The sequence below is a fragment of the Streptomyces sp. MST-110588 genome (genome assembly GCF_022695595.1).
GTDB lineage: Bacteria > Actinomycetota > Actinomycetes > Streptomycetales > Streptomycetaceae > Streptomyces.
In genome coordinates, this window is record NZ_CP074380.1 from 1,509,951 (window position 1) to 1,533,882 (window position 23,932).

Here is a 23,932-nt window from a genome sequence, read left to right on the forward strand (position 1 = left end):
ACCGCGTCGGCGGCCGTGTGGTGCCGATGCGGCGTCAGTTGTGCGGTGACCGGTAGTACGTGCCGATGCTCTGGTGGTAGTCCGGGTCACCGAGGTGCTTTTCCTTGTCGAACTCCGGGGAGTTCTTGATCTCTTCCTTGGTGCGGGACACATAGATCGTCTGCTCGGCGGCGTCCACCGAGGAGATGGTGCCGGCCGGCAGCAGCACCTGCTTGCCGAAGATCCACGGGCCGGTGTCGACCACGATGTACGCGGAACCCACGTCATCGGAGTGCTTGTCCACCTTGCCGATGCTGCCGTCGGTGGCCTCGACCTTGAAGCCGGTCAGGTCCATGCCGGCGGTGTGGCCGGCGGCGGCCGGGTAGCCCCAAATGTCGCTCACGGAGATCTCCTTCGCTCGATCGGGACCGGGAACGCGGACCGAGTGCCCGACCGCAATGCCCCCAAACCGGTCAGGCCGCGGAATTCGGAGCCCAGCGACGCCGCCCGGCTCCGATCCCCCGTTACGTTCCCGTTCCCGTTCCCCGTTCCCTGCCCCCGCCGTTACCGGCCTCCGTTACCGGCTCCCCGGCCCGCCGCTACTTGTCGGCGGTCAGCTTGCCCGCCGTGCCCCAGCTATCGGTGGGCACCTCCTGGATCCACACCTGCACGGTCTCGGCCGGGATGTGGTACGCGTCCACGAACGCGTCGGTGATCTGCTTGACCAGCTCCCGCTTGAGCTCGACGCTGCGCGGACCCTGCTGGACGGTGACGACGGGCATGACCGACTCCTTGTCTCCGCGGCGGCCACCCGGCCCTTCCGGGCGGCTCACCGGCATGTCCCCAGTTCACCCGGTGCGGACCGGCCGGCCAAGAAGCACTTCGCGCACACAGCGATCACCGATCGCGATCGTTGTCCGGGGGCGGGGCGGCGCAGGCCGCGAGCAGCGCGTCCAGGCAGGCGGGCGGGGCGGCCCGGCGTACGGCCAGGCAGGTGGTCAGTTCCAGGCCGGGCGTGCGGAAGGGCTGGAAGGCCACCCGGGGCGCGTGGAGCTGCCGGGCGTGCGAGGCATAGACGACCGTCCAGGTCGGGTCGGTACGGCCGCCGGCGCCGATCGCGGCGAGATTGTCCTGGAGCGAACCGGAGGAGGCCCTGGGCACGGGCTCGAAGCCGGCGTCGTGGCAGGCGGTGACCACCAGGTCGACCAGGGCGGGATGGTTGCGGCGGGCGGTCAGCCGCAGCGGTACGTCCGCCAGGTCGGTCAGGTGCAGGCCCCCCGTGACCGCGGCCAGGGGGTGGGCGGCCGGCACGACGGCGACCAGCGGGTCCTGCCACAGCGGGTGGAAGCGCAGCCCCTCCCCCCGGCCGTCCGGCGCCCGGCCCCGCACGAATGCCGCGTCCAGGTCACCGGCGGCCACCGCCGCCAGCCGCTGCCCGGTCGGCGCGGAGACCAGTTCCACGCCGAGGCCGGGAGCGGAGGCGGCAAGGGCGTCCAGCACCCGGTCCAGGTGCGTTCCCAGGCCGGTGCTGGTGCCCAGCCGCAGGGTGCTGCCCTGTGCGGCCGTCAGTTCCGCCACGACGGCGCGGGCGCGGGCCTCGGCGGCCAGCAGCGCCCGCGCCTCGGGCAGGAAGCGCGCGCCCGCGGCCGTCAGCCGCACCTGCCGGGCGGACCGGTCCAGGAGGTCGGTCCCCAGCTCCCGTTCCAGCCGCCGTACCTGCTGGCTGACCGCCGACTGCACGATGTGCAGCCGCTCGGCGGCCCGTCCGAAGTGCAGCTCCTGCGCGACCATGACGAAGTACCGCACCTGGCGCAGCTCCACGTCCGCCCTCTTCCCTCACGCCTGTGACCGGTGGTCCGGCGACCGTGGTCCCTTGATTCCGTCGTCCGTCGTCCGTCGTCCGTCGTCCGTCGGGACCAAGGGATCACGGTCGCCCGCCGATCAGTAATTCTCTCCGGCGAAGGGCTCGTACTCGGTCGCCAGGGCGGCGTCCAGGCGCCGGACCGCTCCCGGGGTGTGCTCGGTGACCAGCCCGGCCGTCACCAGATGGCGCAGCGGGGTGCCGCCCAGGTAGCAGGCCGCCAGCTCCCGTACGTCCAAGGAGAGGTCGGCCGCCGTGCCGGGGGCGGTCACCGCTTCGTACGCGGCGCCGTCCGGTCCGGCCGTCAGCCGGAAGCGGCCGGCGTTGGCGGGCAGCGCGTCATCCCGTACGTCCAGGACCAGGTCGACGGGCGCCGCCCAGGAACGGGCCGTCAAGGCGGCGCGGACATCCACCAGGCGCAGCCACTGCGCAGGGAAACGGCCGGTGACGCGCACCTGGTCGCGGTCGGCGGCGAAGTGCAGCAGCGGATCGTCGCACGGGCGGATCCAGGACCGTACCCTCTTCGTGAGGTCGATGGAGGCGAGGTAGGACCACAGGGCCGCGGCGGCCGGGGCGTCGACCGCCTCCAGTTCGTCCACGCTCACCCGGCCGGGGATGCCGGCGACTCCGGCCTCCTCGTCCTCGCCCTTGGTGCGGTAGACCGCGTACCCGGCCGGCGCCTCGCGCGCCTCCCCGAGGACGACCACACGCACCGGTCCGTCGTCGTCATCGTCGTCCTCCGGGACGAACAGCGTCCCGTTGTGCCACCGTGCCTCGTCGCGGGCCAGTTGACCGGCCCGCCTGGCCCGGCCCGCCTCGTACACCGGGCCGATCAGGGCGGGCGCGTCCGCCGGGTCGACCAGCCGCAGCGGCCGGTCGTCGGGGGTGATGCGCAGCGCCAGCGGGCGCGAGGAGTCGATCTCGACGGTGCACGCCTCGGTGGCGGGCCCGAACCCGAACCGGCCGTAGATGGCGGCCTCGGACGCCCACAGGCAGGCCAGCGGCTGCCCGGCCGCGGCGCACCGGCGCCACAGCTCGTCCATCATGGCGGTCAGCACGCCCCGCCGGCGGTGGGTGGGCGCGACCGAGACGAAGTCGAGCCCGGCGGTGGGCAGTTCGCCGCCGGGGACGGACATGTGGAGCCGGTGGGCGGCGATCTGTCCGACGAGCACGTCACCGTCGTACGCGCCGACGCGCTCGCACTCCAGCAGGATGTCACGGTGACGCTTGCGGGTGCTGTCCCCCGTCTTCTCGTGGAAGGCGAGATCGGCGAGGTCCAGGGCACGGTCGACGTGGGCTTCGGGGATCACCCGGATGTCCTGAGTCACGTAGGGACGCTAACTCCCCGCGCCGTGGGCGTCATCCGGTTTTTGCGGTGCCGGCCGGGCCGTACCCGTACGGGCCGGCAGATGGCCGCCGGTACCCGTACGGGCTGGTACGCGTGCGTGGTCAGGCCCAGGTCTGCCGCTGGAGCCACAGGTTCCGGGGCGCGCCGGAGCCCTGGGTGAAGACGTACAGCAGCCCGTCGCGGTTGGCGATGACCGGGCTGACGTCGGCGTCGCCGATGACGCCGGCCAGGCTCTGGAAGTGGCCGTACGCGGAGTCGTTCTCCTGGTTCTGCACCGCCACCCACAGGGCCTTGTCACTGCCCTTGACGATGACGTTGACCCGGCCGTCCAGCCCGAGGGCGGCCGTGGGGCGGTTGATGATCTGGCCGCGGAGCGAGACGGAGGTGTGGAAGCGGTCGTAGTCGTCCTGCTGTCCGACGCGCCAGGCGGAGCCGTCGGAGCCGCGGTAGAAGATCTGGACCCGGCCGGCCGCGTCCGCGACGACTGTCGGGCGGGTGGTGACGCCGGTGGTCTCCTGCTGGAAGGACTCCCACGCGTCGGGGTCGCTCGCCACCTTCTGCTGGATGGTGTGGAGGGTGTCGTTGCCGCCCTTGACCGCGACCACGATCCGGCCGGAGCCGTCCAGGACGGGCGAGGGGGTCGCGTGGATGGTGCCGCCCAGGGACGCCGGGCCGGTGTACTGCTCGTACTGAAGTCCCTGGTTGCGGGTGTACCACAGGGCGCCGTCGGAGCCGCGGAAGAAGACCTGGATGCGGCCGTCGGCGTTGAACGCGGCGGCCGGGTCGCCGCCGATGTTCGTCACGATGCGCTTGGGGGTGTCGAAGCCGCCGTTGACGACGGACTGGGTGATGACTTCCAGGTGGTTGTCGGGCGTACGGTAGTAGACGCGGATCTTACCGTCCCTGCCGAGGACCGCGCTGGGCACACCGGCGATGTTGGCGCCCTCGTGCTTGAGGTAGCTGCTGTTCCAGGAGCCGTCGCGCTTCTCCCACTTGCTGTAGAGGCCGTTGCTGCCGCCCTGTACGAAGACCTGCACGCGGTTGTCGGCGTTGAGCACCGGGGCGGGCTCGGCGAAGATGCCGCCCTCCAGGTTGATCCAGGTGCCCCAGTTGACGCCGGGCGTGGTGGAGACGGGCATGAGAACTCCTCGCTCAGGAATGGGTTTCTCCGACGGGTTTCTCTGACAGGTTTCTCTGACGGGCTTGCCTGATGGGCCTGTCTGACGGGCCTGTCTGTCGCGCCTGGTTTTCTTCTCGCGCCGGGATTTCTCCTCGCGCGGACCACAACGTAGACAGTGCCGCCGGGGTGCCCAGCGGGCCGGGGACTTTGGCCGGATGGTCCGTACCCCGCCACGCGTGTCGGCCACCGGCTCGTCCCGGTCCGTTCCGGCCGTCTCCCCCGGCCCGCGCCGCCCGCTTCAGTGCCGCCGCCCGCCGCCCGGCCCGGGGAAGAAGTCCCGGACCCGGTGACGGGAACGGGAGCGGGCACGGGCGGGGGCGTCCCGGCCGAAGTCCTCCTCGCCGCCGTCCGGGTTGTTCAGCACCGTCCAGCTCACCGCGCTGACCGCGGGCTCCAGCGACAGTCTGCTCACGGCCTCTTCCAGGAGGCTGTCGTCACGGCGGTCGGTGGTCAGCTCCGCGGCGACCGTCACCTGCTCCGGTGCCTCGCCGTGGGCGCCCGCGTCCCGGCTGTGCACGGCCCGCAGCCGGAAGCCGGGCCGGCTGACGGCCTGGACCACCAGCGCCCGGATGTGTGCCTCTTCGGGCTCGGTGCACACCGCCTCGAAGTAGTAGTCGGTGGCGACCTCGGCGCCGCCCCCGGGCTCCCGGTCCAGCCGCCGGCCCAGCGGTCGCAGCACCAGGTTCGCGCCGACCACACCTGCCGTGCCCAGCGCCGCGACCGCGTACAGGCCGGTGCCGGCGAGCGCTCCGACGGCGGCCGAACACCACAGTGTGGCGGCGGTGTTCAGGCCGCGTACGTTCAGACCGTCGCGCATGATGACGCCGGCGCCCAGGAAGCCGATGCCGGAGACGATCTGCGCGGCCACGCGTGAGCCGTCGTAGCCGGTGGTGCTCGTGGCGGCGGCGAAGCCGTACTGCGACAGCAGCACGAACAGCGCGGACCCGGCGGCGACCAGCGCGTTCGTCCGCAGTCCGGCCATCCGGGCGCGCCACTGGCGCTCCAGGCCGATGACCGCCCCGAAACCGAGTCCGGCGGCGATGTTGCCCGCCAGGTGCCACTCGTTCACCATGGTCCGCTCTCTTCGTCCCGGTCCTCGTCCGTACGGGTGTGCTCGTCCGTACCGGCGGCCTCGCTTCGTTCCGGCCGCCTCGTTCTGTTCCAACCGCCTCGTCCGTACTGCGCTCCCCTCCTGTATCGGCCGTTACCGGTCAGGTGTTGAATCGGCGGGGCCCGTCGCCTGGTCCGTCCCTGTTCCGGCCAAGACCTCCCCATGAACGGGTACGACGGGTGTCGGCCGCCCGGCGCGGTCCGGCAGCATCGCCGCATGGCGACGGGGGCGGTGAACGAGCGACCGCGGCGGCGATGGCCACGGGGGCGGTGGCCCTGGGGTCGGGGCGGTGGCCGCGTAGGTCGGGGCGGGGGCTCCGGCGGCGGCCGGTGGCGTGGTGTGCGGGTGCGCTGCTGGCCGGCGTGAGCCTGCCGCTGGCCTTCCGGGCCGCGGGCTGCGACGGCATCACGCCCGTCCCCCAGCTCCTGGCCTTCCTGCCCTGGCTGGCGGTGCCGGCCGGGCTCGCCCTGCTGCTGGCCTTCGCCGCCCGCTGGCGGACCGGCTGCGCCTGGGCGGCCGGGGCGCTGCTGGTCACCGCCGCCTTCATCCGTCCGTACGGGGCCGAGCCGCCCGCGGCACACGGGCCCGCCGTGGCCACGCTGCGCGTGCTGAGCGCGAACCTGGAGTTCGGCCGGGCCACCGGCGGACTGCTGGAGGTGCTGCGGCGGGAGCGGCCGGACCTGGTGTCCCTCCAGGAATGCGATCCGGTGCGGTGCGCCGCCGCGGTGGGCTCCGCCGAGGTCCGGGCCGCCTATCCGTACCGGATCTCCGCCGGTGACGGTGCCGCCCAGGGCTCCGCGATCCTCAGCAGACATCCGCTCGTCCCCGACGGCGAGGTGGCCGGCGAACTGGCGATGCCCCGGGCCCAGGTCACCGTCCGCGGCCACCGGCTGCGCTTCCAGGTCGCCCACCCCATGCCGCCGCTGCCCGGCACGCTGGACACCTGGCGTGCCGAACTGGGCCGGCTGCGCGGCCTGGCCGCACGGCACGACGGCCGGCCCCTGGTCATCGCGGGTGACTTCAACGCCTCACAGGACCACGCCGCCTTCCGCGCCCTGCTCGACACCGGTCTGCGGGACAGTGCCCGGGCGGTGGGCAGTGCCCGTACGCCTTCCTGGCCGGCGGGCACCGCGCCACCGCTGGGCGCACAGATCGATCATGTGCTGGCCGGTGACGCGCTGCGGCCGTGCGCCGCCCGCTTCCTGGACCTGCCGGACACCGACCACCGCGCCCTGCTCGTCCGGCTCACCCTGTATGCGGGGCACTGACCGGCTCACCCCGCACTCAGGGCGCCGGGAGGCCGGGCGCCGCGTCCGCGTCCCTGTCCGCGTCCGCCGTCCCTGTCCGCGTCCGCACCCTGTCCGCGTCCGCGTTCACGCCGGGCGCGGTCACTGCGTGCGGGCGTCGTACGCGGCGCGCGCGGTGGCGATCTCGTTCTGGTGCTCCTCCGTCCATGTCACCAGCGACTGGATGGTGTCGTGCAGCGTGGCGCCGAGCGGCGTGAGGGCGTAGTCCACGCGCGGCGGGACGACGGGGTGCACGGTGCGGCGTACGAGCCCGTCACGTTCGAGCTGACGCAGCGTCACGGTCAGCATGCGCTGGCTGATGCCGTCGACCTCGCGCCGCAGTTCGGTGAAGCGCAGGGTGCGCCGGTCCAGGAGGGCGATGACCAGCAGCGACCACTTGTCGGCGACCCGGTCCAGGATCTGCCGGACCTCACAGCCCTCCCGTACGTCCCACTGCCGCGCGTCGTAGTCGTAGTCGCACGGTTCTTCCGGCGCCCCGGCGGGCGCCATGGTTCCCGTGGAGTGAGCCGGTGACTTCAAAGTGCCTTCTTCCATACCTCCTCACAGTGCCGCAGGATGCGGTCGGTAACAAGAGGGAACCGACCGACGGTTCAGGAACCGTCCAGGCCAGGCCGACGGAATCTTCCCCTCCGCCTTCCCGTTCGCGAGGAGCACTGTCATGCCCACATCATCTACCTCTGAACCCACCCCTGATCCCACCCCTGATCCCGCACCCGAACCCACACCACACCGGATGAGCCCGCGCGCCTGGGGCATCCTCCTGGTGCTGTGCGGAGCGGTCTTCCTGGAGGGCATCGACATCGCGATGCTGAATGTGGCACTGCCCTCCATCCGCGCCGACCTGGGCCTGTCCACCGGCAGCCTCCAGTGGGTGATGAGCGCGTACGTCCTGGGCTACGGCGGTTTCATGCTGCTGGGCGGGCGCGCCGCCGACCTGTTCGGACGCCGCCGGATGTTCCTGGCCCCGCTGGCGGTCTTCCTGGTCTTCTCGGGCCTCGGCGGGTTCGCGACCGAGGGGTGGGTACTGGTCCTCGCCCGTTTCGTGACGGGGGTGTGTGCCGCGTTCATGACGCCCGCCGGCCTGTCCGTCATCACCACGGGCTTCCCGGAGGGCCCGCAGCGCAACAAGGCGCTCCTGATCTACTCGGGCACCGGAGGCGGCGGCTTCTCGGCCGGTCTGATCGTCGGCGGTCTGCTGACGTCGGTGGACTGGCGCTGGGCCTTCTTCGCCCCGGTCGCCCTGTCGGCCGTCATCCTGGCCTTCGGACTGCCGCTCATCCCCCGGCCACGGGAGGCGCGGCCGGCCAGGGGCGGCGTGGACCTGCCCGGAGCGCTCACCGTCACCGGGGCGATCCTGCTGCTCGCGCTGACGGTGGAGCGGGCCGGCCACGCCCCCGCGCTCCAGACCCTGGGCGCCCTCGCCGTCTCCCTCGCCCTGTTCGCCGCGTTCGTGGCCATCGAGCGCCGGTCCGCCGCCCCGCTGGTGCGGCTGGGCATCCTGCGTACGGGCTCCCTGCTGCGTGCCAACCTCGTGGCGCTGCTGTTCACCGCCGGATTCTTCGGTTTCCAGTTCGTCGCGGTGCTCTACCTGCGGGAGCTGCGCGGCTGGTCGACGCTCCAGACGAGCTTCGCGCTGCTGGCGGTGGGCGTCGACGCGGTGCTCGCCCCGACCGTCACGCCCCGGCTCGTACAGCGCTTCGGGAACGCGCGGGTGATCCTCGGCGGCCTGTCCCTGGCCGCCGTGGCCTACGCGCTGTTCCTGCCGGTCGGCGCGGACTGGACGTACCCGGCCATGTTCCCGAGCATGTTCCTGCTCGGCCTCTCCTTCGCCCTCGCCTACGGGCCGCTCACCATCGTGGCCACGGACGGCGTCAAGGAGGACGAACAGGGCCTGGCGGGCGGCCTGTTGTACACCTCCTTCCAGTTCGGCGCGGCACTCGGCCTGGCGTCGGTCACCGCGGTCGCCACGGGCGTCATCGGTGACGGCGGTGTGGGCGGTGCCGGTGGTGCCGGTGACGGCCGGTCGGCCGGAGAGATCCTCGCGGGCTACCGGGCGGCGCTGCTGGTACCGCTGGGTACGTCCCTACTGGGCCTGGTCATCGGCGCACTGGGGCTGCGCGGGCGCCGCAACCGCCTCGACGGGAACGACGGGAGCGATGGGAGCGATGGCACGAACGGGGCCGATGGGGCCGATGCGACCGATGGGGTCGTCGCGGTCGGCGGAACGGCGCAGGCCACCGTCACCGCGGACCCGGCCTCGGCGCGAACGTCCGCCCTCGCGCAGCCGTCGAACCGCGCGTAGCCGTCGCGCCGCGCGTAGCCGCCGGGCCGTTCCGGCGCGTCAGGCCACCGAGCCGATGCGCCGGACCGCCGGGGCCGCCGGGGCCGCCGCGTCGTGATGGATCGGGGTGTGGGCGCCGGTCAGCGGGACGCCGGTGCCACCGCGCCGGCTCGCGACGATCTCCGCCGCGATGGACAGCGCGGTCTCCTCTGGCGTACGGGCACCGAGGTCCAGGCCGATGGGCGAGTGCAGCCGGCCGAGTTCGGTCTCGGTGAGGCCGGCGGCACGCAGCCGTACGAGCCGGTCCTGGTGCGTACGGCGTGAGCCCATGGCGCCGACGTAGGCGACCGGCAGCCGCAGGGCCCGCTCCAGCAGCGGCACGTCGAACTTGGCGTCGTGGGTCAGGACGCACAGGACCGTACGGGAGTCCAGCTCCTGGGTGTCCAGGTAGCGGTGCGGCCAGTCGACCACGACCTCGTCGGCCTCGGGGAAGCGGGCGGCGGTGGCGAAGACCGGGCGGGCGTCGCAGACGGTGACGTGATGGCCGAGGAACTTGCCGGCCCGCACCAGCGCGGCGGCGAAGTCGACGGCCCCGAAAACAATCATGCGGGGTGCCGGGACCGAGGACTCCACGAGCAGGACGACGGGCTCGCCGCAGCGGCTGCCGCCGCCCGCCGCGCCGCCGGGCTCCCCCGGCCCTCCCGTTTCCCTGCGCCCTTGCGAGGTGAAGCCGGCGCCGATCTCCACGGTGGTGGTGCGGCCGGCGTCCAGCAGCGCGGCGGTCTCCCGGGCGGCGGTACGGTCCAGCTCGGGGTGGCCGCCCAGGCTGCCGGTGCTGCTGCCGTCGGGCCGTACGAGCAGGGCGCGGCCGAGCTGCGCGGCCGGTCCGCCGACGACCCGGGCCAGGGCCGCCGCCTCGCCGCCGGCCGCGGCGGCCAGCGCATGGGCGAGCGTCTCGTGGTGTCCGTCCGGCAGTCCGGGAAACCGTCCCGCTCCGCCGTCCACGCGGACGCCCGCCCCTGCCTCCCGTACTCCTCCTGCCTCCCGTACTCCTCCTGCCTCCGGTTCCGCCCGTACCGCCCGTACCGGCCGTACCGCCCGTACCGGCGTGACGAGGACGTCGATCACACCGCCGCAGGTCAGCCCGACCGCGAAGGCGTCCTCGTCGCTGTACCCGAAGCGCTCCAGAACCGTTTCCCCGCTGCGCAGTGCCTCCTGGCACAGTTCGTACACCGCCCCCTCCACGCAGCCGCCGGAGACCGACCCGACCGCCGCTCCGTCGGCGTCCACGGCCAGCGCGGCACCGGGGCGGCGGGGCGCGCTGCCCCGTACGGCCACCACCGTGGCCACCGCGAAGTCGCGGCCCTGCCCGACCCACCGGTGCAGCTCCTCGGCGATGTCCAGCATGTCGGTCTCCTAACGGACGGTCGGATCGGGCGCGGCGGTCGTGCGTTACTTGACGCCGAGCCAGTGCTCGATGGGGTGGAGGCAGAAGTAGACGAGGAAGACGGCGGTCAGCCCCCACATGAAGGCGCCGACCTCGCGCCACCGTCCCTGCGCCGCCTTGATGGCGCTGTAGGCGATGACGCCCGCGCCGACACCGGCGGTGATGCTGTACGTGAACGGCATCAGGGCCATGGTCAGGAAGACCGGGACCGATACCGAGCGGTCACTCCAGTCGACGTGCTTGGCGGTGCTCATCATCATCGAGCCGATCACGACCAGGGCCGCCGCCGCCACCTGGGCGGGCACGAGGCGGGTGAGGGGGGTGAAGAACAGACAGGCCGCGAAGAACAGGCCGGTGACCACCGAGGACAGTCCGGTACGGGCCCCCTCGCCGACGCCGCTCGCCGACTCGATGAACACGGTCTGCCCCGACGCGCCGGCCACGCCGCCGATCGCCCCGCCCGCGCCGTCGACGAACAGCGCCTTGGACAGGCCCGGCATCCGGCCCCGTTCGTCGGCCAGCCCGGCTTCCGTACCGACGCCGATGACGGTCGCCATGGCGTCGAAGAACCCGGCCAGCACCAGGGTGAAGACGATCAGGCCCACGCTCAGCGCGCCGATCCGCTCCCAGCCGCCGAACTCGACCTGCCCGAAGAGCCCGAAGTCGGGGGCGGCGACCGCGCTGCCGTGCAGTGCCGGGGCCACGCCGCCCCAGTCCTTGTCGGTGAGAGCGCCGGCCTTGCTGACGGTGACGGCCAGCAGCGTGCCGGCGGCGATGCCGATGAGGATGGCGCCGGGCACCTTCCGGGCCTGGAGCATGAAGATCAGCAGCAGGGTGACGCAGAAGAACAGGACGGGCCAGCCGGCCAGTTCACCGCCCGGTCCGAGCTGTACGGGTCCGCCGCCGCCCTTGCCGACGAACCCCGCCTTCACCAGCCCGAGCAGGGCGACGAACATGCCGATGCCCATGGTGATCGCGTGCTTGAGCGCCGGCGGGATGGCGTTCATGACCCGCTCGCGCAGGCCGGTGACCACCAGGAGCATGATGACGGCGCCGTAGACCACGCACATCCCCATGGCCTGCGGCCATGTCATGTGCGGGACGACCTGTGCGGTCAGGGCGGCCGAGACGTTCAGTCCGGCGGCCAGGGCGAGCGGCACCTTCCCGAAGAAGCCCATGAGCAGGGTGGTGAGCGCCGCCGCGAAGGCCGTCGCGGTCACCACGCCGCTCGGGGCCAGGGCGTTGCCGTCCACGTCGGGGGTGGCGAGGATCAAGGGGTTGAGCAGGAGGATGTAGCACATCGCCATGAAGGTGGTGATGCCGCCGCGTACCTCCCGGGCGACCGTCGACCCCCTGTCGGATATGTGGAAGTAGCGGTCGAGCCAGGACCGGCCGGCGGGCGGACGCGAGCCCGCGCCCGCGTCCTGCGCCGTGGTCGCCGTGGTCGCCGGATGAGCCGCCGGTACCGGGGCCGGGTGCCCGGTGGCCGCCGTGGCGTCCGGCTCGATGGACTGCTGGGTCATGGTGCCTGACTCCCAAGGTTCATAGGGGCACTCGCATCACGCTGCGAGATTTGGGATGGAATTTCGGCTGCACGACCCGGGGGACGGCCCGAGACGGACGGGGTGTTCGCTTCTGGTGGTCTCTCGGAGGGTGGTTCGCGATACGGAAGGTGGACACGGGGTTACGGGGCTGCGGGGTTACGGGGTTACGGGGTTACGGGAGGCGGATACGGACGTCCTCAGGTGCCGGTGATGTGCTCCGGGCGCACCGGCACCCTGGGCAGCGCGAGCCCGGTCGCCGCCCTGATCGCGGAGACGACCGCGGGGGTGGACGAGAGGGTCGGCGCCTCGCCGACACCGCGCAGCCCGTACGGAGCGTGCTCGTCGGCGAGTTCGAGCACGTCGACCGGGATGGCCGGGGTGTCCAGGATGGTGGGGATCAGATAGTCGGTGAAGGAGGGGTTGCGGACCTTGGCGTCCCGGGAGACGACGATCTCCTCCATGACCGCCAGGCCCAGGCCCTGGGTCGTACCTCCCTGGATCTGGCCGACGACGGACAGCGGGTTGAGTGCCTTGCCGACGTCCTGGGCGCAGGCCAGCTCGACGACCTTGACCAGGCCGAGTCCGGTGTCCACCTCCACCACCGCGCGGTGGGCGGCGAAGGAGTACTGGACGTGGCCGTTGCCCTGGCCGGTGCGCAGGTCGAACGCCTCGGTGGGGCGGTGGCGCCACTCCAGCTCCAGGTCGACCGCCTCGTCCTCCAGGACGTCCACCAGGTCGGCGAGCACCTCGCCGCCGTCGGTGACGACCTTGCCGTTCTCCAGGAGGAGTTCGGCGGTGGCCCAGGCCGGGTGGTACGTACCGAACTTGGCGCGGCCGATGTCCAGCACCTTCGCGCGTACCGCCGCACAGGCGTTCTTCACCGCGCCGCCGGTCACGTACGTCTGGCGGGAGGCGGAGGTGGAGCCCGCCGAGCCGACCCGGGTGTCGGCCGGCTGGATGGTCACCTGCTGGACACCCAGTTCCGTACGGGCGATCTGGGCGTGGACGGTGACGCCGCCCTGACCGACCTCGGCCATCGCGGTGTGCACGGTGGCGACCGGCTCGCCGGCCAGCACCTCCATGCGTACGCGGGCGGTGGAGTAGTCGTCGAAGCCCTCGGAGAACCCGACGTTCTTGATGCCGACGGCGTAGCCGACGCCGCGTACCACGCCCTCGCCGTGGGTGGTGTTGGACAGCCCGCCGGGCAGCGCGCGGACGTCGGGGGCACCGCCGGCGCTCTCCCACTGCCGTTCGGGCGGCAGCGGCAGGGCCTTGACGCGGCGCAGCAGTTCGGCGACCGGTGCTGGCGAGTCCACCGGCTGCCCGGTCGGCATGATGGTGCCCTGTTCCATGGCGTTGCGCTGCCGGAACTCCACCGGGTCCATGTCCAGTGCGGCGGCGAGCTTGTCCATCTGGGACTCGTACGCGAAGCACGCCTGCACCGCGCCGAAGCCGCGCATCGCGCCGCAGGGCGGGTTGTTGGTGTAGAGGGCGATGGCCTCGATGTCGACGTCGTCGATGACGTACGGGCCCACCGACAGGGAGGAGGCGTTGCCGACGACGGCCGGGGAGGCCGAGGCGTAGGCGCCGCCGTCCAGCACGATGCGGCACCTCATGTGCGTGAGCTTGCCGTCCTTGGTGGCGCCGTGTTCGTACCAGAGCGTGGCCGGGTGCCGGTGGACGTGCCCGAAGAAGGACTCGAACCGGTTGTAGACGATCTTGACGGGTCTGCCGGTGCGCAGCGCCAGCAGACAGGCGTGGATCTGCATCGACAGGTCCTCGCGGCCCCCGAAGGCGCCGCCGACGCCGGAGAGCGTCATGCGGACCTTGCGCTCGGGCAGGCCCAGGACCGGCGCGATCTGGCGCAGGTCGGAGTGGAGCCACTGGGTGGCGACGTACAGGTCCACGCCGCCGTCCTCGGCGGGCACCGCAAGGCCCGACTCGGGGCCCAGGAACGCCTGGTCCTGCATGCCGACCTCGTACGTGCCGCTGACCACGACATCGGCGCGCCGGGCCGCGGCGTCCGCGTCGCCGCGCACGATCGGCTGGCGGTGGACGATGTTGGGGTGCGGTACGTGGTCGGCGTGGTGGTCGGTGCGGCCGGGGTGGAGCAGCGGCGCGCCGGGGGCGGTCGCGGACTCCTCGTCGTGTACGACGGGCAGTCCGGCGTACCCGACCTTGATCTTCGCGGCGGCGCGGCGGGCGGTCTCGGGGTGGTCGGCGGCGACCAGGGCCACCGGCTCGCCGTGGTGGCGGACCCGGCCGTGGGCCAGGACGGGGGTGTCCCGGATCTCCAGACCGTAGTTCTTGACCTCGGCCGGGAGGTCGTCGTAGGTGAGGACCGCGTGGACACCGGCCTGGGCGAGCGCCTCGGAGGTGTCGATGGAGGTGATCTCGGCGTGGGCGTGCGGGCTGCGCAGGGTGAAGCCCCAGAGCATGTCCTCGTGCCACAGGTCCGAGGAGTAGGCGAACTCGCCGGTGACCTTGAGCGTGCCGTCGGGGCGCAGCGTGGACGCGCCGATGCCGGCTCCGGTCCGGCCGCCCTGGGTGAGGCTGGTGGGGGTGCGGGTGACTTTCGGGCGGGTGGACTTCTGGCCGGTGACTTCTGAGCGAGTGGCTTCGGAGCGGGTGGCTTCCGAGCGGCTGGTTCCCATGGCGGGTCAGGCCCCCTGTCCGGCGGTACGGGTCGTGCCGCGGGCGGCGGCCAGCCGTACCGCGTCCAGGATCTTCTCGTAGCCCGTGCAGCGGCACAGGTTGCCCGACAGGGCCTCGCGGATGTCGGCGTCGGAGGGGTCGGCGTTGCGCTCCAGCAGTTCGTCGGCGGCGACCAGCAGGCCCGGCGTGCAGAATCCGCACTGGACGGCGCCCGCGTCGATGAACGCCTGCTGGACGGGGGCGAGTTCGGCGGCCTCGACGGTGCGTCCGCCGGCGGTCCGTCCGTCGGTGGTCCGTCCGTCGGTGGGCCGTCCGTCGGTGGGCCGGGCCCGCCAGGTACGGGCCGCGTCCAGGCCGGTGCCGCCGGACGTCCCCTCGGCGCGCCGCCTGGCGTGGTCCGCCAGGCCCTCGACGGTGACGATCTCGCGCCCCTCGGCCTGGCCGGCCGCCACCAGGCAGGCACACACCGGCACCCCGTCCAGCCGCACCGTGCAGGAACCGCATTCGCCCTGTTCACAGGCGTTCTTCGAGCCCGGAAGGCCCAGCCGCTCACGCAGCACGTACAGCAGGCTCTCGCCTTCCCATACGTCGTCGGCCTGCTGCGCGCGGCCGTTGACGGTGAAGTTCACGCGCATTGTGTGCCTCCCTTGGTGCCGTGGGCGTTGCCGCGGTAGGACTCCCAGGTCCAGCCGAGGGTGCGGCGGGCCATGACCCCCACCGCGTGCCGGCGGTACGCGGCGCTGCCGCGCACGTCGTCGATCGGATTGCAGGCACCGGCGGCGAGCTGCGCGAACTGCCGGGCGACGGACGGCGGGACGGGCTTGCCCGACTCCCACAGGCCGCCCTCCTCCAGCGCCGCCGCGAGGAACTCCTCGGCCGCTTCGGCCCGTACGGGCGTGGGCGCGGCCGAGCCGATACCGGTCCGTACGGTCCTGGTCCGCGGGTGCAGCGCCAGGCCGAACGCGCACACCGCGATGACCATGGCGTTGCGCGTGCCGACCTTGGAGAACTGCTGCGGGCCGTCCGCCTTGGGTATGTGGACGGCGCGGATCAGCTCGTCCGGCTCCAGCGCGTTGCGTTTGACCCCCAGGTAGAAGTCGTCGATCGGGATCATGCGCCGGCCGCGTACGGACTCGGCCTCGACCAGGCAGCCGGCGGCCAGCAGCGCGGGGTGGGCGTCCCCGGCCGGGGAGGCGGTGCCCAGGTTGCCGCCGACGCCGCCGCGGTTGCGGATCTGCGGCGAGGCCACGGTGTGCGAGGCGAGCGCCAGGCCCGGCAGCTCGGTCCGCAGATGCTCCATGATCTGCGTGTACGGAACGGACGCGCCCAGGCGTACGGTCTCCTCGCCCACCTCCCACTCGCGCAGATCGGCGATGCGGTTGAGGTCCATCAGGCAGTCGGGGCGGCGGTGATCGAAGTTGATCTCGACCATCACGTCCGTTCCGCCCGCGATCGGCACGGCGGTGGGGTGCTCGGCCTTCGCGGCGAGCGCCTCCTCCCAGCGTGCGGGGCGAAGGAAGTCCATGACGCGGCTCTCTTCCTGAAAGCAATGAACGCCGAAAACACTGAAAACACTGAAAACGCTGAAACGCTGAAAACGCTGAGCGATGGACACCGACGTATGCCGGCGCATGCCGTCGGAAAGCGACGAAAAACGACGGATAACGCCGGAAAACACCGCATGTGACGAGGGCGGTCGGCCCTGCGCGTCGAGGGCCGCCGGGCCTGGTGCGGCGGTGGCCGGTCCTCCGGGAACCGGGGCCGTTCGGCCCCTCGCCCCCGTCGAGCTGTTCCTGTCTTGTTCACGCTGTTACGCCCAGTGAACGCGCCCCGGGCCCGCCCGGTGCAGTCACCGAAACCATGAAGCGGTTGGCTGGCCAGGCCACACGTCTTGTAGATTCGAACGAAAAGCGGGGCTCAGAAACCTCGCGGAATTTCACCGGCAACACGAGACAGACAAGATCGGCGGGCGAGGTCATGCGGCTCCGCACACTCCTGGACACCGACTCCCTGGGCCTGCGCCTGCTGGGCGGCGAGGACGAGCTGGACCGTGCGGTACGGGGCGTGATGACCACGGACCTGCGCGACCCCAGCCGTTACCTGTCCGGCGGCGAACTGGTCCTGACGGGCCTGGCCTGGCGCCGCGAGCCGCAGGACTCCGAACGCTTCGTACGCATCCTGGCCTCGGCCGGGGTCGCGGGGCTCGCGGCGGGCGAGGCGGAGCTGGGCGCGATCCCGGACGATCTCGTACTGGCCTGCGCCCGCCACCGGCTGCCGCTGTTCTCCGTCGTGGAGGACGTCTCCTTCGCCTCGATCACCGAGTACGTCGTACGCCAGGTGTCCGGCGAGCGGGCCGGGGACCTGGCCGCCGTGGTGGACCGGCACCGCCGCCTGATGACCTCCGGCCCGGCCGGCGGCGGCCCCGAAGTCGTACTGGACCTGCTGGGCTCCGACCTGGACCTGCGCGCCTGGGTGCTCTCGCCCACCGGCCGGCGGATCGCCGGCTCCGCCCCGGCCGGCGCCGGACCCGAGCTGCCGGCCGAGGTGGGCGTCCGGCTGGCGGGCGAGCACCTGGCCGCTTCCCGTACGGGCCGCCGCGGCCCGCACCGCGTCACCCTGCCCACCGGCACCTACTCCCTCTTCCCGATCCGCAGCAGCGGCCGGGACCTGCGCGAGACCGTGCTCTCGGACTGGCTGCTGGCCGTCGAGGCGGACGCCGGCGACTGGCCCGAGGAGCGGCTGGACCTGCTGCACGGCGTCACCCAGCTCATCGCCGTGGAACGCGACCGGCGGGATGCCGCCCGTACGGTGCGCAGGCGGCTCGCCCAGGAGGTCCTGGAGCTGGTCCAGGCGGGCGCGGCACCGGCCGAGATCGCCGCCCGGCTGCGGGTGGCCGCGCCCGTGCTGCTGCCCGGCCTCGGCACGGCGCCGCACTGGCAGGTCGTGGTGGCCCGCGTCGAGTGGGAGGGCGGGGAGGCGGCCGGCGGGGAGCTGGCCGGCGGTGCGGTGGCCCAGACGCTCCTGGAAGAGGTACTGGTCGACCCGGGCGCCTTCGGGCCCGAGCCCTCGGACCGCATCGCCGTCGCCCACACCGGTGACGAGGCGGTCGCGCTGGTCCCGCTGCCGGCCGTACCGGACGACCGGGACCCGCTGTCCGCCGGGCTGCGCGCCGAGCGCCTGCTCGCCGTCGTCCGGGAGCCGCTGACCCGCGGCCTGGACGACGACGGCCGGCTGACCCTCGGCGTCAGCGCGACCGTCCACTCCGCGGAGGGCCTGCGCGGCGCCCTGGAGGAGGCCCGGCATGCCCGCCGGGTCGCCGCCGCCCGCCCCGGCCGGGTCTGCGCCGCCGGCCACGAGGAACTCGCCTCGCACGTCCTGCTCCTGCCCTTCGTCCCCGACGACGTACGCCGCGCCTTCACCGCCCGCCTTCTGGACCCGCTGCGCGACTACGACCGCCGCCACCGCGCGGAGCTGATCCCCACCCTGGAGGCGTTCTTGGACTGCGACGGCTCCTGGACCCGCTGCGCCACCCGCCTCCACCTCCACGTCAACACCCTCCGCTACCGCGTCGGCCGCATCGAGCAGCTCACCGGCCGCGACCTGTCCCGCCTGGAGGACAAACTCGACTTCTTCCTCGCCCTGCGGATGAGCTGAGCGCTCACGCCCCCGCCCGGGGAACGCGAAGAGACCGGTGCGGCGGTCCGCGTTGCTCCGATCGGGCGAACTGTCGCGCGGTCATGGTGGCGCGCGATGGCCGAATCGCGCCCAACCCGAGCCTGCGAGCAGGCAATTGACGGGTGCTCCGGGGGCCGGTGCGATTGTGAAAACATTCACCCGCCCCCTTGGCCGCACCGCGGCATTCGTGCTGAGATTCGCCCACGGCTTCCACTTCCAGCTCGATGGCGTGCTCGGGGAGGGCAATGTGGCGGACACCGCCATGTCAGGGTCTACGGAAACCGCGCGGACCGCGGAATCGACGCCGAAAGCACCGACAGCACCGACAGCACCGACAGCACCGACAGCACCAACGGGACCGGCAGCAGGAACAGGGCCGGCGGCGGCAGCAGGGCCGGCGGCGGTGCCGGCGGCCAGGACGGCCGGGCAGGAGGACGCCCTGGCACGGGCCGTGTGGCGGCTGCGGTCCCGGGGGTGCTGGGAGGACGCCGCCGCCCTGCTGGAGCCACACGCCTCCCACCACGCCCCGTCGGCGCTGCGCCGGGCGGCGCTCCTGGCGGAGCGGTGCATGTTCACCGGTGCCGGCTGGGCCGACGCCGAGGACGCGCTGCGGTCCGCCGAGGCGCTGGCGGGGGACGACGACGAGCGCGGCGCGGCAGCCTGCGAGCGCGGCCACCTCGCGTACGCCTCCACCGTCCTGGGCGTACGGGACCGCGCCGACGAGGCCCGGGCGGCGCTGGGCCGGGCGGCGGCGCTGCTGGCACCCACCGCTCCCGGCCGCCCGCTGCTGGACTTCCGCCGGGGACTGATGGCGGAACACCTCGCCGACAGTCCGGACTCGGCCCGTGCCGCGTACCGCCGTGCCCACGCGGGTGCCACCGCCCACGACGACGCCCTGCTGCTCTCCTCCACCTGGCGTCACCTGGCCGGACTCGCGCTGCGGGACGGCGAGTTGGCCGAGGCCCGGCACGGCTTCGCCGAGTCCCTGCGGATCCGCGAGGAGCTGGGTTTCCTGGTCGGCACCGCACCGGCCCTGGCGGCACTGGCCGACGCCGTCCCCGAGCCCGACGCGCAGCGGCTGCGCGACGAGGCCGCCCGGCTGCTCCGCCTCATGGGCGGCGTTCCCACCTGGCTCGCCGGCCATCTCTCCACGCAGACAGAGACAGAGACAGAGACGGGATGAGGTGACAGCAAGACGGGGGTGGGGACAGGGGACGGTTACCGTTACGGTTCCCGGGCCCGCAGGGTACGGAGTGGCGGACGGTGCGGTGGGGGCGTACGTGACGTACCGTGCCGCGCTGCATGACGTCCGGCGTACGGGGGCTGCCGCGCCGTACCCCGCCCCGTCGGCCCCACACACCCATTTTGGCCACAAGTCGCTCTGTCAGCGCCGGGCGCCGGACTGGATGCTTGACCGGCACCGGCCGACGCCCGCCCGCGGCGTCCACTCCGGCGCCGGCACCGGCCCTCATCCGGGCGTGGGGCGTCCACCGTCGGCAGAGTCGGCGCCGCCCACTCAGAGCCTTTCAGGAGGCCACCTTGGCAAGGGAAATACCGCGTACGACGACCGGTTCGGACTGGGGCAAGGCGGACTTCGCGGCTATTTACGACCGCCCCGACCCCCGGGCGTACTTCTCCGTCCTCCAGCCACTGGACTACCAGGTCCCGCACCACGGACAGGCCGTTTTCCGCATGCTGACCGACGCGCTGCGCCGGCTGCCCCCGGATACGTCCCGCAGCACGTCCCCGCAAGTCCTCGACCTGTGCTGCTCCTACGGGGTCAACGCCGCGCTCCTGAACCACCGGCTGGACCTGGGGGACCTCTACGCCCACTACACCGGCCTGCCCGGCGAGGACCGGCTGACGGCACACCAACTGGCCGATGAGGACAAGGCGTTCTACGCGGAACAGCGGCGTCCGGACGCGGTACGGGTGGTGGGTCTGGACGCGGCGCCGCGGGCGGTGGGCTACGCGCGCGCCGTCGGCCTGCTGGACGACGGGTTCGCCGAGGACCTGGAGACCGGCGCGCCGACGCCGGCGCTGCGGGACGCCGTGGGCGGCACCGACCTGATCACGGTCACCGGCGGGGTGGGGTACATCGGCGCCCCGACCTTCGACCGGCTGCTCGACTGCATGTCCGCCCCGCCGTGGGTCGCCGCCTTCGTCCTGCGGACGGTGTCCTACGCGCCCGTCGCCGCCGTCCTGGAGCGCGCGGGCCTGGTGACGGAGCAGGTGCCCGGACGGACCTTCCGGCAGCGCCGCTTCGCCGACGGCGGGGAGCGCGAGGGGGTGTTCACCGCGCTCGCCGGGCGGGGGCTGGACACCGAGGGGCTGGAGGAGGACGGCTTCTACCACGCCGACCTGTACCTCTCCCGGCCCGCGGCCGATGTCGCGGCCGTTCCGCTGGAGCGTCTGCTGCCGGTCTGACGGGAGCCGATGGGAACCGACGGGGGCCGGCGGCAAGTAATGACGACTTGCGGCTGCTGACGGGGTATCACCCGGTGTGCCTGGCTTGGGGCATGGAGAATCACACGACGAACGGATTTGGACGTTATTTGACGCTGTACAGCCACACGCCATCACATGTCGCGGGATAGATTGACGCCGCGTCCTGATCCCGGTCGGCCGGGCCGGGGCGCAGTCACCTCCGGTCGCCGACCGGCGTGAATCAGCCACATTACGGCCGTCCGCGCACCGGTCCGGTCCGGATCTGTTCAGTTCTGTTCAGTAACGGAAATCGAGGAAGTCACTTGAAGCCGTCCCGTCTCCGCCACCGCGCTGCCGGTACCGCCCTGACCGCTCTCCTGGTCACCGCCGCCGGAGTGGCCATGGCCTCCCCGGCCGCCGCCAAGGCCAACTCCATGACCATCGGCGCGATATCCCTGAGCACCGGCAACGTGCCGGCCGTCTCGGTCGACGTCACGTACTCCTGCGACGTCGGGTCGGACGTCCACCTCGGCGTCACCGCCAAGGCCCTCAACAAGAAGTCCGTGGCCACCGGCACCGTGCCCAACAGCGCCCTCAAGTGCGACGCGGGCCGGCACGTCGTACGCGTGAAGCTGAAGAACAAGCCCGGGACGCCGTTCTTCGCCAAGAAGGACGCGGTGAAGATCACCGCGGATGTCCTCACCCCGGCCAACGTCAGCTACGCGAGCGACGAGAAGATCGCCACGCTCTGACCGGAGTCCGGCTGGATCCGGACCGGTCCGGCCGAAACCGACGGCGTTGTGCCGGGTTCGGCCGAGCCTGTCCGGGTGCCTCTGCGTCCGTCACGACGGCCCGGCTCGGCCCGCCCTCCGTTTCCGCCCGTCCGGCGCGGGAACGGAGGGCGGCCCGCTATATGCGCGCTATATGCGCGCCGTAGACGCGCGGTACCGGCCACGCGGCGCGGTGGCTCGGAGCCGTCAGTGCGGATGGCGCACCGCGGACAGGTGGCCGCGGGCGATGCGTTCGGCGACCGCGTACTCCTGGGAGATCAGCGCGTCCAGCAGCGCGGTGTGCTCCGAGGCGTCGGCCAGCAGCTCGGCCGTACGGACCGGCGACCGGCCGCCGACCGGCCACTGCGTGCGCCGGTGCAGATCGTCGGCGACCTGTACGAGCTGGCGGTTCCCCGTCAGGGCGAGCATCGCGTGGTGGAAGGCGCGGTCCGCCTCCGCATAGCCGACGCGGTCGCCGTGGGCGGCGTGCGCCACCGTCGCGGCGGCCAGCGGGCGCAGTTCCTCCCAGCGCTCGGCCGGGAGCGTACGGGCCAGCCGCAGCACCGCCGGCACCTCCAGCATGGCGCGGACCTCGGCCAGCTCCGCGAGGTCGCGCGGGCTGCGCTCGGCGACGCGGAAGCCGCGGTTGAGGACGACCTCGACGGCGCCCTCGCCCGCAAGCTGCTGCATGGCCTCGCGTACGGGGGTGGCGGATACCCCGAAGCGCTCGGCGAGCGCGGGTGCGGAGTAGACGTCGCCGGGAGTCAGCTCGCCGGCGAGGAGCGCCTCGCGCAGGGCCGCCAGGACCTGGCCGCGGACGGAGTGCCGCCGGGCCCGCCGCGGTGCGAGGGAGGACGGCCCGGCCGCCCCGCACCCGTACCCGTCGGTGCCACCGGCTCCGCGCGCACCGGTCGCACCGGCCCCGTTCGCCGTATCGTCTCCCTCCGCCCTACAGGCTCCGTCCGCCCCACCGGGCACGGCAGCACCTTCGGCCCCATGGTCACGTACACCCGCGGTACGGACGCCCGGCCCGCCCGCGCCACCGCCGTCCTCGGCGTGCTCATGGGCGAGGGGCCCGACCCCGCCCGGCCCGCCCGGCCCGCCCTGCGCGGGCACCCGCGTACGCAGCCGCGGCTTGCGCTCCGCTCCCGCTCTGCCCTGCTCCATGGGGATTCCTCCTGACATCCCCAGCACCATAGGCGCCTCCCGCGGCGGTTCACACCTCAAGGGCACCGGGCATACACATCGGATAAGGTAAGGCTTACCTGCCAACGATCGCGATTCGGTGGTCACCCGCATGTCTCCTGCTCTCGCCGCTCCCGCCCGCAGCCACCCCCTCACCAGCGCTTATGCCCGGCTGACCGAGGTGTTCCCCGGGCTGCGGGTGACCGAATGGGAGACCGCCCCACCCCGTGGAGAGGGCTGGGTCACCGCGGCGGAGCTGGCCTGTGACGAGCGGGCCCGGGAGGCGTTTCTCGCGTGGGACGACGCGCAGGCGCTGCAAAACTACGGGCAGCGCGCCCGCCCCGACGTCGTCGCCACCTTCGGCCTGCACCGCTACGCCTGGCCCGCGTGCCTGCTGATCACCGTGCCGTGGTTCCTGCACCGCCGGGTGCCTCGGCTGCCCGTCCAGGACGTGGCCCACCACCGCGAGCTGGGCCGGATGGCGGTGCGGGTGCGCTCCTTCGCGTGCCTGCCCGGCGACCCCTTGGCCGGTCTGCCCGGCGCCCGGGTCGTACCGGACGAGGAGGCGCTGCGTACCGAGGTGCGGGAGGCGGTCGCCGAGCACCTCGGGCCCGTACTGGACGGCTTCCGCCCCCGGATGCGGCGCGGCCCGCGCGCCCTGTGGGGCATGGCCTCGGACGAGATCGTCGAGGGCCTCTGGTACGTGGGTCACCTGCTCGGCGAGGAGCCGCGCGCGGTGGCCGAGCTGGCGCGGCTGCTGCCGGGCGGCACCGCGCCGTACGTGAAGGGCGCCGCGTTCCGCGAGCTGACCGGCCCCGGCGGCGAGGCGCTGGCCACCCGGGACCGGGCGAGCTGCTGCATGTTCTACACCCTGCGCCCCGAGGACACGTGCGTCACCTGCCCGCGTACGTGCGACGCGGACCGCGTCAAGCGCCTCACGGCCGCCGCCTGACCCGTACGCCGTCATGATCGCGGCCGGCGTCCGGCCCGTAGGCCGTCATGGTCCCAACTGTCACAGGACCTCACTTCGCCCGCCCCTCATGCCACCCGCCGAGCGGAGGGAATCGAACGCAACTGGCCCCTTTCCTAGGTGAGTTCGATCGGAAACGCACCTATCCGTAGGTCCCTGGCCTCACTTGACGCCCTCTTGCCACGAAACCCC

At 73.0% G+C, this 23,932-nt stretch carries 20 protein-coding genes; 7 read left to right on the forward strand and 13 right to left on the reverse strand.

The genetic code is table 11. The features are described 5' to 3' along the window. Nucleotides 1-34 precede the first annotated feature (34 nt). The 6 genes from KGS77_RS06770 to KGS77_RS06795 form a co-directional block, all read right to left on the reverse strand. A complete protein-coding gene (locus tag KGS77_RS06770) occupies nucleotides 35-382 on the reverse strand; it encodes a PRC-barrel domain-containing protein (protein WP_242579448.1) in 348 nt (115 codons plus the stop codon). A gap of 196 nt (nucleotides 383-578) precedes the next feature. Continuing rightward, nucleotides 579-761 (reverse strand): 4-oxalocrotonate tautomerase DmpI, encoded by a 183-nt coding sequence (gene dmpI / locus KGS77_RS06775; RefSeq protein WP_242579449.1) that lies wholly within the window; start codon nucleotides 759-761, stop codon nucleotides 579-581. Between the two features lie 115 nt (nucleotides 762-876). Further along, entirely contained in the window at nucleotides 877-1,800 is a 924-nt protein-coding gene (locus KGS77_RS06780) for a LysR family transcriptional regulator (RefSeq protein ID WP_242579450.1), read from the reverse strand. 120 nt (nucleotides 1,801-1,920) lie between these two features. After that, on the reverse strand, nucleotides 1,921-3,168 hold the full coding sequence (locus KGS77_RS06785) for a GNAT family N-acetyltransferase (protein ID WP_242579451.1): 1,248 nt from the start codon (nucleotides 3,166-3,168) through the stop codon (nucleotides 1,921-1,923). 121 nt (nucleotides 3,169-3,289) lie between these two features. Next, nucleotides 3,290-4,327 carry a hypothetical protein gene (locus KGS77_RS06790; RefSeq protein WP_242579453.1) on the reverse strand — a complete coding sequence of 346 codons (1,038 nt, stop codon included), beginning with the start codon at nucleotides 4,325-4,327 and terminating at the stop codon, nucleotides 3,290-3,292. Nucleotides 4,328-4,606: 279 nt separating this feature from the next. After that, a complete protein-coding gene (locus KGS77_RS06795; protein ID WP_242579455.1) occupies nucleotides 4,607-5,440 on the reverse strand; it encodes an MgtC/SapB family protein in 834 nt (277 codons plus the stop codon). 293 nt (nucleotides 5,441-5,733) lie between these two features. Here KGS77_RS06795 and KGS77_RS06800 point away from each other — a divergent pair, with 293 nt between their 5' ends. Beyond that, a complete protein-coding gene (locus KGS77_RS06800; protein ID WP_242579457.1) occupies nucleotides 5,734-6,747 on the forward strand; it encodes an endonuclease/exonuclease/phosphatase family protein in 1,014 nt (337 codons plus the stop codon). Nucleotides 6,748-6,867: 120 nt separating this feature from the next. On the opposite strand, the gene KGS77_RS06805 is transcribed toward KGS77_RS06800, so the two are convergent. Next, nucleotides 6,868-7,320 (reverse strand): helix-turn-helix domain-containing protein, encoded by a 453-nt coding sequence (locus tag KGS77_RS06805; protein WP_242579459.1) that lies wholly within the window; start codon nucleotides 7,318-7,320, stop codon nucleotides 6,868-6,870. A gap of 199 nt (nucleotides 7,321-7,519) precedes the next feature. On the opposite strand from KGS77_RS06805, the gene KGS77_RS06810 reads away from it, so the two are divergent. Beyond that, on the forward strand, nucleotides 7,520-9,088 hold the full coding sequence (locus KGS77_RS06810) for an MFS transporter (protein ID WP_242587326.1): 1,569 nt from the start codon (nucleotides 7,520-7,522) through the stop codon (nucleotides 9,086-9,088). Nucleotides 9,089-9,127: 39 nt separating this feature from the next. On the opposite strand, the gene KGS77_RS06815 is transcribed toward KGS77_RS06810, so the two are convergent. The 5 genes from KGS77_RS06815 to KGS77_RS06835 all read right to left on the reverse strand — a co-directional run bounded on the left by KGS77_RS06815 (nucleotide 9,128) and on the right by KGS77_RS06835 (nucleotide 16,238). Further along, nucleotides 9,128-10,474, reverse strand: a complete 1,347-nt coding sequence (locus KGS77_RS06815; protein WP_242579461.1) for an XdhC/CoxI family protein — start codon at nucleotides 10,472-10,474, stop codon at nucleotides 9,128-9,130. A 45-nt stretch (nucleotides 10,475-10,519) separates the two neighbouring features. Then, nucleotides 10,520-12,037 (reverse strand): NCS2 family permease, encoded by a 1,518-nt coding sequence (locus KGS77_RS06820; protein WP_242579463.1) that lies wholly within the window; start codon nucleotides 12,035-12,037, stop codon nucleotides 10,520-10,522. Between the two features lie 218 nt (nucleotides 12,038-12,255). Further along, on the reverse strand, nucleotides 12,256-14,712 hold the full coding sequence (gene pucD / locus KGS77_RS06825) for a xanthine dehydrogenase subunit D (RefSeq protein WP_242579465.1): 2,457 nt from the start codon (nucleotides 14,710-14,712) through the stop codon (nucleotides 12,256-12,258). 6 nt (nucleotides 14,713-14,718) lie between these two features. Further along, on the reverse strand, nucleotides 14,719-15,348 hold the full coding sequence (locus KGS77_RS06830) for a (2Fe-2S)-binding protein (protein ID WP_242579467.1): 630 nt from the start codon (nucleotides 15,346-15,348) through the stop codon (nucleotides 14,719-14,721). Continuing rightward, complete coding sequence (locus tag KGS77_RS06835; RefSeq protein ID WP_242579469.1) at nucleotides 15,339-16,238, reverse strand: FAD binding domain-containing protein; 900 nt, start codon at nucleotides 16,236-16,238, stop codon at nucleotides 15,339-15,341. The genes KGS77_RS06830 and KGS77_RS06835 overlap by 10 nt, the downstream gene beginning before the upstream one ends. A 452-nt stretch (nucleotides 16,239-16,690) precedes the next feature. Between KGS77_RS06835 and KGS77_RS06840 the strand changes: the two genes are divergently transcribed. From KGS77_RS06840 to KGS77_RS06855, 4 genes are all read left to right on the forward strand, one after another. Continuing rightward, entirely contained in the window at nucleotides 16,691-18,367 is a 1,677-nt protein-coding gene (locus tag KGS77_RS06840; protein ID WP_242579471.1) for a PucR family transcriptional regulator ligand-binding domain-containing protein, read from the forward strand. Nucleotides 18,368-18,791: 424 nt separating this feature from the next. After that, on the forward strand, nucleotides 18,792-19,571 hold the full coding sequence (locus KGS77_RS06845) for a hypothetical protein (protein ID WP_242579473.1): 780 nt from the start codon (nucleotides 18,792-18,794) through the stop codon (nucleotides 19,569-19,571). Nucleotides 19,572-19,927: 356 nt separating this feature from the next. Further along, nucleotides 19,928-20,815, forward strand: coding sequence for a hypothetical protein (locus KGS77_RS06850; protein ID WP_242579475.1), 888 nt, complete (start codon nucleotides 19,928-19,930; stop codon nucleotides 20,813-20,815). Nucleotides 20,816-21,138: 323 nt separating this feature from the next. After that, nucleotides 21,139-21,567 (forward strand): hypothetical protein, encoded by a 429-nt coding sequence (locus KGS77_RS06855; RefSeq protein WP_242579478.1) that lies wholly within the window; start codon nucleotides 21,139-21,141, stop codon nucleotides 21,565-21,567. Between the two features lie 225 nt (nucleotides 21,568-21,792). Here KGS77_RS06855 and KGS77_RS06860 read toward each other — a convergent pair whose 3' ends face one another. Further along, complete coding sequence (locus tag KGS77_RS06860) at nucleotides 21,793-22,752, reverse strand: GntR family transcriptional regulator (RefSeq protein ID WP_242579480.1); 960 nt, start codon at nucleotides 22,750-22,752, stop codon at nucleotides 21,793-21,795. Between the two features lie 130 nt (nucleotides 22,753-22,882). Here KGS77_RS06860 and KGS77_RS06865 point away from each other — a divergent pair, with 130 nt between their 5' ends. Continuing rightward, nucleotides 22,883-23,722 (forward strand): (2Fe-2S)-binding protein, encoded by an 840-nt coding sequence (locus tag KGS77_RS06865; protein WP_242579482.1) that lies wholly within the window; start codon nucleotides 22,883-22,885, stop codon nucleotides 23,720-23,722. Nucleotides 23,723-23,932 lie beyond the last annotated feature (210 nt).

Excerpts from the sequence above, each read along its gene's own strand:
- KGS77_RS06830 (WP_242579467.1), bottom strand. The coding sequence starts at position 15,348 with ATGCGCGTGAACTTCACCGTCAACGGCCGCGCGCAGCAGGCCGACGAC.
- KGS77_RS06835 (WP_242579469.1), bottom strand. The coding sequence starts at position 16,238 with ATGGACTTCCTTCGCCCCGCACGCTGGGAGGAGGCGCTCGCCGCGAAG.
- KGS77_RS06860 (WP_242579480.1), bottom strand. The coding sequence starts at position 22,752 with ATGGAGCAGGGCAGAGCGGGAGCGGAGCGCAAGCCGCGGCTGCGTACG.
- KGS77_RS06790 (WP_242579453.1), bottom strand. The coding sequence starts at position 4,327 with ATGCCCGTCTCCACCACGCCCGGCGTCAACTGGGGCACCTGGATCAAC.
- KGS77_RS06810 (WP_242587326.1), top strand. The coding sequence starts at position 7,520 with ATGAGCCCGCGCGCCTGGGGCATCCTCCTGGTGCTGTGCGGAGCGGTC.
- KGS77_RS06800 (WP_242579457.1), top strand. The coding sequence starts at position 5,734 with ATGGCCACGGGGGCGGTGGCCCTGGGGTCGGGGCGGTGGCCGCGTAGG.
- KGS77_RS06865 (WP_242579482.1), top strand. The coding sequence starts at position 22,883 with ATGTCTCCTGCTCTCGCCGCTCCCGCCCGCAGCCACCCCCTCACCAGC.
- KGS77_RS06820 (WP_242579463.1), bottom strand. The coding sequence starts at position 12,037 with ATGACCCAGCAGTCCATCGAGCCGGACGCCACGGCGGCCACCGGGCAC.
- KGS77_RS06815 (WP_242579461.1), bottom strand. The coding sequence starts at position 10,474 with ATGCTGGACATCGCCGAGGAGCTGCACCGGTGGGTCGGGCAGGGCCGC.
- KGS77_RS06840 (WP_242579471.1), top strand. The coding sequence starts at position 16,691 with ATGCGGCTCCGCACACTCCTGGACACCGACTCCCTGGGCCTGCGCCTG.
- KGS77_RS06805 (WP_242579459.1), bottom strand. The coding sequence starts at position 7,320 with ATGGAAGAAGGCACTTTGAAGTCACCGGCTCACTCCACGGGAACCATG.
- pucD (WP_242579465.1), bottom strand. The coding sequence starts at position 14,712 with ATGGGAACCAGCCGCTCGGAAGCCACCCGCTCCGAAGCCACTCGCTCA.
- dmpI (WP_242579449.1), bottom strand. The coding sequence starts at position 761 with ATGCCCGTCGTCACCGTCCAGCAGGGTCCGCGCAGCGTCGAGCTCAAG.
- KGS77_RS06795 (WP_242579455.1), bottom strand. The coding sequence starts at position 5,440 with ATGGTGAACGAGTGGCACCTGGCGGGCAACATCGCCGCCGGACTCGGT.